12 protein-coding genes are annotated in these 11,879 nt (G+C 60.5%); 1 reads left to right on the top strand and 11 read right to left on the bottom strand.

Annotated features, from left to right (window positions below; all coding sequences use genetic code 11):
• Nucleotides 1-56: 56 nt before the first annotated feature.
• The 3 genes from htpG to IX761_RS18335 all read right to left on the bottom strand — a co-directional run bounded on the left by htpG (nt 57) and on the right by IX761_RS18335 (nt 3,003).
• A complete protein-coding gene (gene htpG, locus IX761_RS18325; protein ID WP_194790979.1) occupies nt 57-1,964 on the bottom strand; it encodes a molecular chaperone HtpG in 1,908 nt (635 codons plus the stop codon).
• A 107-nt stretch (nt 1,965-2,071) separates the two neighbouring features.
• The gene (locus IX761_RS18330) at nt 2,072-2,530 is read right to left on the bottom strand and encodes a PaaI family thioesterase (protein WP_194790980.1); all 459 of its coding nucleotides are present in this window, start codon (nt 2,528-2,530) and stop codon (nt 2,072-2,074) included.
• Nucleotides 2,527-3,003 carry a PaaI family thioesterase gene (locus IX761_RS18335; RefSeq protein ID WP_194790981.1) on the bottom strand — a complete coding sequence of 159 codons (477 nt, stop codon included), beginning with the start codon at nt 3,001-3,003 and terminating at the stop codon, nt 2,527-2,529. The genes IX761_RS18330 and IX761_RS18335 overlap by 4 nt, the downstream gene beginning before the upstream one ends.
• A gap of 136 nt (nt 3,004-3,139) precedes the next feature.
• Between IX761_RS18335 and IX761_RS18340 the strand changes: the two genes are divergently transcribed.
• Entirely contained in the window at nt 3,140-3,412 is a 273-nt protein-coding gene (locus IX761_RS18340; protein WP_125464887.1) for a hypothetical protein, read from the top strand.
• A 67-nt stretch (nt 3,413-3,479) separates the two neighbouring features.
• On the opposite strand, the gene IX761_RS18345 is transcribed toward IX761_RS18340, so the two are convergent.
• From IX761_RS18345 to lpdA, 8 genes are all read right to left on the bottom strand, one after another.
• On the bottom strand, nt 3,480-4,229 hold the full coding sequence (locus IX761_RS18345) for a DUF599 domain-containing protein (RefSeq protein WP_194790982.1): 750 nt from the start codon (nt 4,227-4,229) through the stop codon (nt 3,480-3,482).
• 407 nt (nt 4,230-4,636) lie between these two features.
• Nucleotides 4,637-5,950, bottom strand: coding sequence for a branched-chain amino acid transport system II carrier protein (gene brnQ / locus IX761_RS18350; RefSeq protein ID WP_194790983.1), 1,314 nt, complete (start codon nt 5,948-5,950; stop codon nt 4,637-4,639).
• Between the two features lie 381 nt (nt 5,951-6,331).
• Nucleotides 6,332-6,532, bottom strand: a complete 201-nt coding sequence (locus tag IX761_RS18355; RefSeq protein WP_194790984.1) for a hypothetical protein — start codon at nt 6,530-6,532, stop codon at nt 6,332-6,334.
• Between the two features lie 33 nt (nt 6,533-6,565).
• Nucleotides 6,566-7,213: a transposase gene (locus IX761_RS18360; protein ID WP_194790985.1), complete on the bottom strand. Its 648-nt coding sequence runs from the start codon at nt 7,211-7,213 to the stop codon at nt 6,566-6,568.
• On the bottom strand, nt 7,210-7,983 hold the full coding sequence (locus IX761_RS18365; protein WP_194790986.1) for a hypothetical protein: 774 nt from the start codon (nt 7,981-7,983) through the stop codon (nt 7,210-7,212). The genes IX761_RS18360 and IX761_RS18365 overlap by 4 nt, the downstream gene beginning before the upstream one ends.
• A gap of 145 nt (nt 7,984-8,128) precedes the next feature.
• Entirely contained in the window at nt 8,129-9,013 is an 885-nt protein-coding gene (gene sucD, locus IX761_RS18370) for a succinate--CoA ligase subunit alpha (RefSeq protein WP_003254203.1), read from the bottom strand.
• Nucleotides 9,013-10,179: an ADP-forming succinate--CoA ligase subunit beta gene (gene sucC / locus IX761_RS18375; protein WP_194790987.1), complete on the bottom strand. Its 1,167-nt coding sequence runs from the start codon at nt 10,177-10,179 to the stop codon at nt 9,013-9,015. The genes sucD and sucC overlap by 1 nt, the downstream gene beginning before the upstream one ends.
• Before the next feature lie 173 nt (nt 10,180-10,352).
• Nucleotides 10,353-11,789, bottom strand: coding sequence for a dihydrolipoyl dehydrogenase (gene lpdA, locus IX761_RS18380; RefSeq protein WP_012273351.1), 1,437 nt, complete (start codon nt 11,787-11,789; stop codon nt 10,353-10,355).
• Nucleotides 11,790-11,879 lie beyond the last annotated feature (90 nt).

Below are 11,879 nucleotides of genomic sequence, written 5' to 3' on the forward strand. Positions count from 1 at the left end.
CACAACTAGACGCATAAATGAAAAAGCCCGCCGAAGCGGGCTTTGTGTGCATCAACTCAAGCAGACAGCTCGACCAACAGCTTGTTCAGGCGACGCACGTAGGCCGCCGGGTCTTTCAGGCTGTCACCGGCCGCCAGCGCCGCCTGGTCGAACAGGATGTGCGACAGCTCGGCGAAGCGGTCTTCGCTCTGCTCGCCATCGAGTTTCTCGATCAGCGGGTGGCTTGGGTTGAACTCGAAGATCGGCTTGGAGTCCGGCACCTTCTGCCCGCTGGCCTCGAGGATCTGGCGCATCTGCAGGCCAAGGTCCTGCTCGCCGATGGCGAGGATCGCCGGCGAGTCGGTCAAACGGTGTGAAACACGCACTTCGGCAACGCTGTCACCCAGCGCGCCCTTGAGGCGCTCGACCAGGCCTTCCTTGTCCTTGGCCACTTCTTCCTGGGCCTTCTTGTCCTCTTCGGAGTCCAGCTTGCCCAGGTCCAGGTCGCCACGGGCGACATCGACGAAAGCCTTGCCGTCGAACTCGTTGAGGTAGCTCATCAGCCACTCGTCGATACGGTCGGTGAGCAGCAGCACTTCGATGCCTTTCTTGCGGAAGACTTCCAGGTGCGGGCTGTTCTTGACCTGGGCGTAGGATTCGCCGGTGAGGAAGTAGATCTTGTCCTGGCCCTCTTTGGCACGCGCCAGGTAGTCGGCCAGGGCAACGCTCTGCTCGCCGCTGTCATCATGGGTGGAGGCGAAGCGCAACAGGCCTGCGATCTTCTCCTTGTTGGCGAAGTCTTCTGCCGGGCCTTCCTTCAGCACCTGGCCGAAGTTTTTCCAGAAGCCCTTGTACTGCTCAGGCTCGTTCTTGGCTAGTTTCTCCAGCATGTCCAGCACGCGTTTCGTGAGCGCGGTCTTCATCGAGTCGATGATCGGATCCTTCTGCAGGATCTCACGCGACACGTTCAGCGACAGGTCGTTGGAGTCGACCACGCCCTTGATGAAACGCAGGTACAGCGGCAGGAACGACTCGGCCTGGTCCATGATGAACACGCGCTGCACGTACAGCTTCAGGCCGCGTGGCGCTTCGCGTTGGTACAGGTCGAACGGCGCGCGGGCCGGCACGTACAGCAGCGAGTTGTATTCCAGCTTGCCTTCGACCTTGTTGTGGCTCCAGGCCAGCGGGTTCTCGAAGTCATGGCCGATATGCTTGTAGAACTCCTGGTACTCCTCGTCCTTCACCTCGGTGCGCGAACGGGTCCACAGGGCGCTGGCGCGGTTGACGGTTTCCCATTCCTGCGCTGGCTGCTCTTCGCCTTCGGCAGCTTCGGCCTGCTCCTTGGGCAGCTCGATCGGCAGGGCGATATGGTCGGAGTACTTCTTGACGATGTTGCGCAGGCGCCAGCCGTCGGCGAACTCGTCTTCACCGCTTTTCAGGTGCAGGACGATACGGGTGCCGCGCTGCGGCTTGTCGATTGTGGCGACTTCGAACTCGCCCTCGCCCTTGGACGACCAGTGCACGCCTTCGGCGGCCGGCAGGCCTGCGCGACGGCTGAACACATCGACCTTGTCGGCGACGATGAACGCGGAGTAGAAGCCCACGCCGAACTGACCGATCAGGTGGGAGTCTTTCTTCTGATCGCCGGTGAGGTTCTTCATGAAGTCGGCGGTGCCGGACTTGGCGATGGTACCCAGGTGCGCGATGACGTCTTCGCGGCTCATGCCGATGCCGTTGTCCTCGAGGCTCACGGTGTTGGCCGCCTTGTCGAAGCTCACGCGGATCTTGAGGTCGGCATCGCCTTCGAGCAGCTCAGGCTTGGCCAGGGCCTCGAAACGCAGCTTGTCGGCGGCGTCGGAGGCGTTGGAAATCAGCTCGCGGAGGAAGATTTCCTTGTTCGAGTACAAGGAATGGATCATGAGGTGCAGCAGCTGCTTGACCTCGGTCTGGAAGCCCAGGGTTTCTTTTTGAGTCTCCACACTCATCGTCTTCAAACTCCAATCTGTTGGTAGGTGACGCCTGGCGACCCCTTGGGCCTGCATTACTCGGCGGATGTACAGCAGATGGGGGCTTGCCCGACCATTTCAAGGGGCTACTCGACAGGCTTTTCCGGTTCGATCTTGAAATGTGCCCGGGCGGTAGCGATGGGCGTGTCGCGATCGGCCTGCCAGGCGGTGATGGCGACATTGGTTACCCGCCGGCCCTGGCGCCATAGCTGACACTGGGCGTAGGTATCGCGGTAATGGCCGGCACGCAGGTAGTCGATGGAGAAGTCGATGATCTTGGGGATGCTCGCGCTTTCGCTGTAGATCAGTAGGTACAGCGCCGCGGACAGCTCCATGAAGCCTGCGATCACGCCGCCGTGAATGGCAGGTAGCAAGGGGTTGCCGATGTTGTTCTCGCTGGCGGGCAGGCGAAACAACAGATCGTCGCCCTGGCGCTCGCATTCGATGCCGATCAGCCCGGCGTAGGGGATCAGCGCCAATAACGGGCCATAGTCGCCACGGGCGTGCGCTTCGTTCAATTGCTGGCGGGTGCCTGCGGGGATCATGGGCGCGGCTCCTTGAGGCTGTTACCGAAGCGAATGCCACCCTTGATGTCCTGCCCCAGGCGCATAAAGGTGCCGACCACCTGGCAGATGGGCTGCGACGGGTCGTCCTGGTAGGCGCTGCCACGGGTGAAGATCACATCGCGGGTGACCCGGTAGCACTGGGCGTGCCCATAGATGTCCTTGCCGGCTTCGGCCGGGTGCATGTAGTCGATGCGCAGGTCCAGGGTGGGGCACACTTCGAAGCGCGGCAAGGCGCACAGGGTCGCCATGCCGCAAGTGGTGTCCATCAGGGTGGTCAGGGCACCGCCGTGCACCGCGCCATTCTGCGGATTGCCGACGATCGCTGGCGACCAGGGCAACACAAGGGTCATCCCTTGCTCATCGGCATGGTGAACACGCATCTGTAGCACCTGGCAGTGTTTCAAGGCCGAGAGAAAACGCTCGGCCATGGCCATCAATGGCGTCTCGCGCATACGCCCTCACTTCATAAATTCAATAAAAAGTCCATACAGGACGGGCAGTTATATATCTTTAACAATTGCGGAACTAATCCGCGCAGGGTGAACTCGAAGGAACAAGTAAAGTTATTCCACCCAGGAGAGACACCCCATGCGTAAACCTTTTGCTTTTGCTCTGATGCTGGCCGCTGCCATGGGCCTGGCTGCTTGCGATAAAGCGAGCGAAGACAAAGCCCAGGACGCACAGCAACACGCCGAGCAGGCCCAGGAAAAGATGGGCGAAGCTCAGGATAAGATGAACGAAGCCGCCAAGGAAAACGCCGAAGCCGCCAAAGATCAGGCCGAAGCGCAACAGAAAGCCGCCGAAGAAGCCGCCCCGGCTACTCCGGCCGCTCCAGCGCCGAGCGAGCCTGCCAAGCAGTAATTGGCCAATACAAAAAAACCCGACATCGTCGGGTTTTTTTGTATCTGTCATTTATGGATGAAACGCTTCAGCCATTGATTGTCGAAGTGTCCTTGCCCATTTCTACCGTCGCACTTTGAGTGGGCGTGAACACCATCACTTCAAGCACATGAGAGTGGAACTCGCGGCGGTAGAGAATAAACACCACCCCGACACTCATGACCATGAACAACCAGGGGCTGATGAACCAGCTCAACATGGCCATGCCGAAGTAATACGACCGCAGGCCCAGGTTGAACTGGTTGGCCGCCAGCGACAGCACCCGCGCCGCGCGCGAGGCGAATGCATTGCGCTCCAGTTCACTGACCTGGCGCTCGCCGATCATCGGCGCCGAGCCGACCAGTACCGCAGCGAAGTTGTATTGACGCATGCACCAACTGAAGGTGAAGAAGGCGTAGACGAACACGGTCGCCAGGCACAGCAACTTGATTTCCGACATGCCCTGGGAGGCCTGCTGCACCAGCGGCAGGTCAGCCAGCAGCGACAGTGCGCGGTCAGAAGCGCCCAGCACGGTAAGGATACCGGCGAGGATGATCAGGGTGCTGGACGCGAAGAACGAGGCGTTACGCTCCAGGTTACCGATCACGCTGGCGTCGGCGATGCGGTTGTCGCGCAGCAGCATGCGGCGCATCCAGTCTTCGCGGTACAGGTGCAGCACACTGGCCAGGCACGCGGTATCGCGGCCCTTCCACAGTGCATAGCGGGTGTAGCCACCCCAGCAGATGGCGAACCAGCAGACGGCCAGCAGGTTGCCCAGGTTGTTTTGGATGAAGGTCATGCAGAAGTCCGCATTGAAAAGAGGTAGACCGGCTTTCGACGCCTGGATTCGGTAAAAGGCACTGCACCTGGAAAATTGTTTTGCTTGCACCGGCCTCATCGCCGGCAAGCCGGCGCCCACATCTTGCGCGGTCTCTGTAGGAGCGGCCTTGTGCCGCGAATGGGCTGCAGAGCAGCCCCACTCTTTCGTGTCGCACAATCAATCGCTGGGGCCGCTTTGCGGCCCTTTCCGGCCGGTCCGGCGCCCCGGCAAGGCCGCTCCTACAAGGGGTGGGCTTGCCGGCGATGAGGCCGGTGCAAAAGAAAGATAATAAAAAACCCCGCACCTTTCGATGCGGGGTTTTGGTCTTCACCCTGGGTTGGCGCCCTTCGGCTTGTGGCCGGCGCCAGCCCTGGGGTTTCAACGCATCAGGCCAACACTTCGCGCGGCTTGCCGAGCAGGCGGTCGCAGGCCACGGCAGCGGCCAAGGTGACCACCGACGGTACCAGCCAGGCCAGGCCCTGGTCGCTCAGCGGCAGGTGCGCCATGGCGTCCGGCAGCATGTGCGCCAGGCTGCTGCCCTTGATCGCATCGACCATGCCGAACAACAGCGACACCAGCATTACCGGCGCCAGGATGCGGACCGGCGAGTGCCACAGCTCTTTGACGAAGCTCAGGCCCACCACCACGATGCACGGTGGGTAGATCGCGGTGAGCACCGGGATCGAGAACATGATCAGCTTGGTCAGGCCAAGGTTGGAGATCAGCAGCGAGAAGCCCGCCAGGATCACCACCAGGGCGCGGTACGACAGCGGCAGGATCTGGCTGAAGTACTCGGCGCAGGCGCAGGTCAGGCCAACCGCGGTCACCAGGCAGGCCAGGGCGATCAGCACGGCAAGGAAGCCGCTGCCCAACGAGCCGAAGGTGTGCTGCACGTAGGCGTGCAGGACAGCCGCGCCGTTGGTGGCGCCCATGGCGATGTCATGGCTACCGGCACCCAGGCGGAACAGGCTGATGTACACCAGCGCCAGGCCGACACCGGCGATCAGGCCGGCGATGATGGCGTAGCGGGTGATCAGCTTCGGCGACTCCACGCCACGCGAACGGATGGCGTTGACGATGACGATGCCGAACACCAGGGCACCGAGGGTGTCCATGGTCAGGTAGCCATTGATGAAGCCTTGCGAGAACGGTGCGGCGACGTACTGCGGCTGCGCCTCGCCAATGGTGCCGGCCGGCAGCGCGAACGCGGCGATGCCGAGCGCGGCCAGGGCGATGATCTTCAGCGGGGCGAGGAAACGGCCGACGGTATCGAGCAGCTTGCCCGGGTACATCGACACGGCCAGCACCACGATGAAGTACACCAGGCTGTAGATGAACAGCGCCAGCGGGCTTTCACCGGTCAGCGGTGCTACGCCTACTTCGAAGGACACGGTCGCGGTACGCGGGGTGGCGAACAGCGGGCCGACCGAGAGGTAGCACACAGCCGCCAGCAGGCCACCGAAGAACTTGCCGATCGGGCTGCTCAGGGCGTCCATGCCGCCACCGACCTTGGCCAGGGCGACCACGGTGATGACCGGCAGGCCGACCGCGGTGACCAGGAAGCCCAATGCCGCCATCCACACATGCGGACCGGACTGCAAGCCAACGATAGGCGGGAAGATGATGTTGCCGGCGCCCACGAAAAGCGCGAACGTCATAAAGCCAAGCGCCAGGATATCCTGGCCTTTTAACACTTTCATTTAAGGTAGTACCACACTGCTGAAATCGGGATTCGAGAGGAAATTTCCCCATGAATGAGGGAAATGTTGCCCGGCTTGGTGAGCCAGACCCGTTTAGCGTGTCGTTCCCTTTTGGGGCACGGGCACAGAGTGAACGCGTAGATTAACCGTTTTACCGGTTAAACGCACTGCAACGGTGCTGCTTGTCCGATGTGCGTATGTGTTTGTCGTCTGGATGACTCTGTGCTGGCAGGAATTTTGTCAGGCATCCAGTGCGCCGTCTGTGCGAAAAAGCCTATGAAACCGATCGAGCGTCACGACCATTGCCTTGGTCATGACTGCAGCACGACCAGAAGCAGAGTCTTCAGGACGCCGGCTTGCCCCAAAGACCCTGCTCACGCATCAGGCGCGATCGGAAGACGAGCCAGCCTTGGCCGCCTGCCAGAAGCGCTTGATCTCATGGATATTGCCGAAGTTGTAGCGTGGCCCTGGGTAGAAGCCACCACCACCCGTGCATCCAATGCTGGAGGCACTGTTTGTCTGAGGCATGATTTCGCTACCAGCGTTGTAAAGACGGGCCTGAGCCCAAGCAGGTTTGTTCATGGTTTTCATCCTTATGGTTTAACGGTTACATCATTATTGATGTGCTTGCCACAGTGCCTCTATTCGCTGGTAGATATGGGTCTCCTGCGAACCGAGGCCTGAGTAGATGGGTTGCAGGTGTTGATCGAAACACCACTCTTGTCGCCCTGTGCGCTGGGCCTCTGGCAAGGCGATCATCAGTGCCAGCGAGGCCGAGAACTCCTCGGGGGGAAGCTGATAGTGCAGGTCGTCGAAGGCTCGCATGTACAGCAGCGCACCTGGGCTCAATTGGACAACTTCGGCTGCCCCCAGCAATGGGGCGGTCTGCGCGTCAACCTGCACGGCATTGAGCACGGGGTATTTGACGGTTCGGTAGCCACTGCCTTGATAACCGACTGCATACAGATCGAAGTCGTGGGTATGCGGCAGGCCATAAATGAATGTTTGCCTCTCCGCCTCGGCGTCTGCCGGCAACCAGAACGTCATCCTCAGGGAGAAGCGCGACGAGGCGTACAGGGCAAAGCCATAGGCGTTGTAGGCTTGATCCCCGCGACTAAAACCATGCTGCTGGATGTGCTCATACATGCACTCCCCCAACAGGTCACGATTCTGCGCCAATGCCTGCAGGTCCTTGGCTATCTGCTCCTTATCGGATTGCAGGTCATAACCTTCCAGGCGCTCGATGAACGCTGCCAATTTCATGCGCAATTCCTCGCCATATAGTCCGACAGCATCAGTCGCAGACCAGGGTCTTCCAGGCCATTGAGCATTTCGCAGTAGTGCTCAAGGTGTTCAGGTGTAAAGCGCATCAGTTGCAGAAATGCCCGCCAACGCACCGCGGGATGGTGGTGATAGATCAACTCACCGGCCACCCGCTCCAGCCCAGGATCGCCAATGCTTGCCAACGCCTCGAGCAGCAACAGGTAGCGAGGCACTTCGCTGTCGGCGGGGAACCAGGCAATGCGGGACAGGCTCTTGCGTTCGAACACCTGGATATCGCTTCCGGATATCGGCAGGTTGATGCTGAATACCAGATGCCCATCAGTTTGAGCGGGACACGCATCAACGACGGTAAGCCCACCTTCCACCAGCAGCGGCGCCTGTGGCGTAACCTTCACCCTGCGCGGCGTACTCAGTTGGGTATCGCCCTGGCTGTAGAGCTGCAGCTCATAGCTGAAGCCCGCCGGCGCAAACCAGATGCTGTGTCCGGACGTTGAATAAAGATGGTCGCCACGGGTGTGCACCCTCGCGATATCAAGTACCGCGCTATCCTCCCCGGCATTCAGGCACAAGCGTTCGGCGAAGTGACTGATCGCGGCGCACAACAGTGCCCTGCGTTCTGGTTCGGGCTTTTCGATCACCCGCTGCCTGAATGCACTCCAGGCGCTGGCAACGAAAGCGTGCATGTCGGTGCAACGGATTTGTTCCAGCAGCGCCAACGGCTCTGGGTTCCCACGGAGTAGTGCGTCCATCTTTCGTCTCGTATTCCATCAATCTGATCCATGAACAGATAATCTCTTACGCACACTTGCCGAATAAGATGGAAACGCCTCACCCAGAAACGACAAAGGCCACCCGAAGGTGGCCTTTGTGCGCGTGGGGGGTACTACGTGTTACTTACTTCTTGGCTTCCCAGCCAGTCAGCTCGGCCAGGGCCTTGCCGATGTCAGCCAGGGAACGCACGGTTTTCACACCGGCGTCCTGCAGGGCGGCGAACTTCTCGTCCGCAGTGCCCTTGCCGCCGGAAATGATGGCGCCAGCGTGGCCCATGCGCTTGCCCGCAGGTGCAGTAACACCGGCGATGTAGGAAACGACTGGCTTGGTCACGTGGGCCTTGATGTAGGCCGCAGCTTCTTCTTCAGCCGAACCGCCGATCTCACCGATCATGACGATCGCTTCGGTCTTCGGGTCTTCCTGGAACAGCTTCAGGATGTCGATGAAGTTGGAGCCTGGGATCGGGTCACCGCCGATACCAACGCAGGTCGACTGGCCGAAGCCGGCGTCGGTGGTCTGCTTGACAGCTTCGTAGGTCAGGGTGCCGGAACGCGACACGATACCGACCTTGCCTGGCAGGTGGATGTGGCCTGGCATGATGCCGATCTTGCACTCGCCCGGAGTGATCACGCCTGGGCAGTTAGGGCCGATCAGGGTTACGCCCAGCTCGTCGCACTTGACCTTGGCGTCCAGCATGTCGAGGGTAGGGATACCTTCGGTGATGCAGACGATCAGCTTGATGCCACCGAAAGCGGCTTCCAAGATCGAGTCTTTGCAGAACGGAGCCGGAACGTAGATTACCGAAGCGTCAGCGCCGGTGGCTTCTACAGCTTCCTTGACGGTGTTGAACACCGGCAGGCCCAGGTGGGTGGTGCCACCCTTGCCTGGGGTGACGCCGCCGACCATCTTGGTGCCGTAGGCGATGGCTTGTTCGGAGTGGAAAGTACCCTGCGAGCCGGTGAAGCCCTGGCAGATGACTTTGGTATCTTTATTGATCAGGACGCTCATTACTTGCCCTCCGCAGCTTTTACAACTTGTTGAGCAGCGTCGGTCAGGCTGGTTGCCGCAATGATGTTCAAACCGCTTTCTGCCAGTACTTTAGCGCCCAGTTCGGCGTTGTTGCCTTCGAGGCGAACGACGACCGGAACTTTAACGCCGACTTCTTTCACTGCACCGATGATGCCTTCGGCAATCATGTCGCAGCGAACGATGCCGCCGAAGATGTTGACCAGGACGGCCGCGACATTGCTGTCGGACAGAATGATCTTGAACGCTTCGGTAACGCGCTCTTTGGTAGCACCGCCGCCTACGTCGAGGAAGTTGGCTGGCTTGCCGCCGTGCAGGTTGACGATGTCCATGGTACCCATGGCCAGGCCGGCACCGTTGACCATGCAGCCGATGTTGCCTTCGAGGGCAACGTAGTTCAGTTCGAACTTGGCAGCGTGGGCTTCACGGGCGTCGTCCTGCGACGGGTCGTGGAAGGTCTTCAGCTTGGGCTGACGGTACATGGCGTTGGCGTCGATGTTGATCTTGGCATCGAGGCAGTGCAGGTCGCCGTCGGCCTTGATCACCAGCGGGTTCACTTCCAGCAGGGCCAGGTCGTGATCCTTGAACAGCTTGGCCAGGCCTACGAAGATCTTGGCGAACTGTTGTACTTGCTTGCCTTCCAGACCCAGCTGGAATGCCAGTTCACGACCTTGGAACGGCTGAGCGCCGACCAGCGGATCGATGGTGGCCTTGAGGATCTTCTCAGGGGTTTCGTGAGCGACTTTCTCGATGTCCACGCCACCTTCGGTGGAGGCCATGAACACGATGCGGCGGCTCGAACGGTCGACTACAGCGCCAAGATAGAGCTCTTTGGCGATGTCAGTGCAGGACTCGACCAGGATCTTGGAAACTGGCTGACCATTGGCGTCGGTCTGGTAGGTTACCAGGTTCTTGCCAAGCCACTGGGCAGCGAACGCCTTGGCGTCTTCCTTGCTGCGAACCAGCTTGACGCCGCCCGCCTTGCCGCGACCACCGGCGTGGACCTGAGCCTTTACGACCCACTCCGAACCGCCGATCTTTTCGCAGGCTTCTGCCGCTTGCTCAGGGGTATCGACAGCGAAACCCTTGGAAACTGGCAGGCCGTATTCAGCGAACAGCTGCTTACCCTGATACTCGTGAAGATTCATGCTTTTTACCGTCTTCGTTAGGTACTGCGCTTCGGCGCTGCGCCATCAACTGGCGCCGCACCACCTGTGACCGTTGACCCCGGGTTATCCCATGTGATCCGGTCCGGCGGACGTTCCGCGGTGAGTCTTGCACGCAAGACCCACGACGGGCAGACCGCCGTGGTTTCTTATAATTAACGCTTCTTACGGTTGGCGACGTGAATGGCACCGCCATTCACCGCCAGCGCTGCTTCATGCAACGCTTCGGACAGGGTCGGATGGCTGAAGACCATCATGCCCAGGTCCTCGGCACTGGTGCCGAATTCCATTGCGATCGCGCCCTGCTGCACCAGCTCGGCAGCCGATGGGCCGATCACGTGCACACCCAGTACGCGGTCGGTTTTCGCATCGGCGATGACCTTGACGAAACCACCGGTGTCGTTGGCTGCCATCGCACGGCCGCTGGCCGCGAACGGGAAGGTGCCCACGTTAACCTCAACGCCTTCTGCTTTCAACGCCTGTTCGGTCTTGCCGACCCACGCGATTTCCGGGTGGGTGTAGATGACCGACGGGATCAGGTCGTAGTTCATCTGGGCTTTGTGGCCCTTGATGCGCTCGACGACCATGATGCCCTCTTCCGAGGCCTTGTGCGCCAGCATCATGCCGCGCACCACGTCACCGATGGCGAACACGCCCGGAACGCTGGTGGCGCAGTGATCGTCGACGAAGATGTAGCCACGCTCGTCGATGGTCACGCCGCTGTCGGCAGCCAGCAGATCGGTGGTCACCGGACGACGGCCGACCGCAACGATCAGCTTGTCGAAGGTGATCTTCTGCTCGCCTTCGGCGTTGGTATAAGTGACTTCGACTTCGTTGCCGTTGACTTTCGAGCCGGTGACGCGAGCGCCCAGCTTGATGTCCAGGCCTTGCTTGGTCAGGGTCTTCTGGGCTTCTTTCGACACGGCGGTGTCGGCAGCCATCAGGAAGGTGTCCAGGGCTTCGAGCACGGTGACTTCAGCACCCAGGCGAGCCCAGACCGAACCCAGCTCCAGGCCGATCACGCCAGCACCGATCACGCCCAGGCGTTTCGGAACGGTCTGGAATTCCAGGGCGCCGGTGGAGTCGACGATGACGTTCTGGTCGACCGGGGCTGGAGGGATGTCGATCGGACGCGAGCCGGAAGCGAGAATGACGTTCTCGGCTTCGATGACTTCGGTGGTGCCGTCAGCCTTGGTGACTTCGACTTTCTTGCCAGCCAGCAGCTTGCCGTGGCCCTGGATCGAAGTAACGCCGTTGGCCTTGAACAGGGTGGCAACACCGCCGGTCAGGTTCTTGACGATACCGGCCTTGCGGCCAACCATCGCAGCGACGTCCATCTTCACTTCGCCAGTGGAGATACCGTGGACGTTGAAGCTCTCTTTGGCTTCCTTGTACTTCCAGGAGCTGTCCAGCAGCGCCTTGGACGGGATGCAACCTACGTTCAGGCAGGTGCCGCCCAGGGCCAGCTTGCCCTCGGCGTCGGTGTACTTCTCGATACAGGCAGTCTTCAGACCGAGTTGGGCAGCCTTGATGGCGGCTACATAGCCGCCAGGACCTGCACCAATCACCACTACGTCGAATTTCTGGGTCATAAAAGATTCCTTATCAGCTACAAGCTACAAGCCGTGGGCCGCCCAGCCCCTGCTTCCTGCGAAACAGGGGCCGACGACCACACGACTAGT

Origin of the sequence: Pseudomonas sp. UFMG81 (genome assembly GCF_015354575.1) — a bacterium.
Classification (GTDB): domain Bacteria; phylum Pseudomonadota; class Gammaproteobacteria; order Pseudomonadales; family Pseudomonadaceae; genus Aquipseudomonas.

What these genes read in the sequence shown, in the direction of transcription:
- IX761_RS18345 (WP_194790982.1), bottom strand. Translation starts at nt 4,229, where the DNA reads ATGACCTTCATCCAAAACAACCTGGGCAACCTGCTGGCCGTCTGCTGG.
- IX761_RS18360 (WP_194790985.1), bottom strand. Translation starts at nt 7,213, where the DNA reads ATGAAATTGGCAGCGTTCATCGAGCGCCTGGAAGGTTATGACCTGCAA.
- IX761_RS18335 (WP_194790981.1), bottom strand. Translation starts at nt 3,003, where the DNA reads ATGCGCGAGACGCCATTGATGGCCATGGCCGAGCGTTTTCTCTCGGCC.
- brnQ (WP_194790983.1), bottom strand. Translation starts at nt 5,950, where the DNA reads ATGAAAGTGTTAAAAGGCCAGGATATCCTGGCGCTTGGCTTTATGACG.
- sucD (WP_003254203.1), bottom strand. Translation starts at nt 9,013, where the DNA reads ATGAGCGTCCTGATCAATAAAGATACCAAAGTCATCTGCCAGGGCTTC.
- IX761_RS18355 (WP_194790984.1), bottom strand. Translation starts at nt 6,532, where the DNA reads ATGAACAAACCTGCTTGGGCTCAGGCCCGTCTTTACAACGCTGGTAGC.
- IX761_RS18340 (WP_125464887.1), top strand. Translation starts at nt 3,140, where the DNA reads ATGCGTAAACCTTTTGCTTTTGCTCTGATGCTGGCCGCTGCCATGGGC.
- IX761_RS18330 (WP_194790980.1), bottom strand. Translation starts at nt 2,530, where the DNA reads ATGATCCCCGCAGGCACCCGCCAGCAATTGAACGAAGCGCACGCCCGT.
- IX761_RS18365 (WP_194790986.1), bottom strand. Translation starts at nt 7,983, where the DNA reads ATGGACGCACTACTCCGTGGGAACCCAGAGCCGTTGGCGCTGCTGGAA.
- lpdA (WP_012273351.1), bottom strand. Translation starts at nt 11,789, where the DNA reads ATGACCCAGAAATTCGACGTAGTGGTGATTGGTGCAGGTCCTGGCGGC.
- htpG (WP_194790979.1), bottom strand. Translation starts at nt 1,964, where the DNA reads ATGAGTGTGGAGACTCAAAAAGAAACCCTGGGCTTCCAGACCGAGGTC.
- sucC (WP_194790987.1), bottom strand. Translation starts at nt 10,179, where the DNA reads ATGAATCTTCACGAGTATCAGGGTAAGCAGCTGTTCGCTGAATACGGC.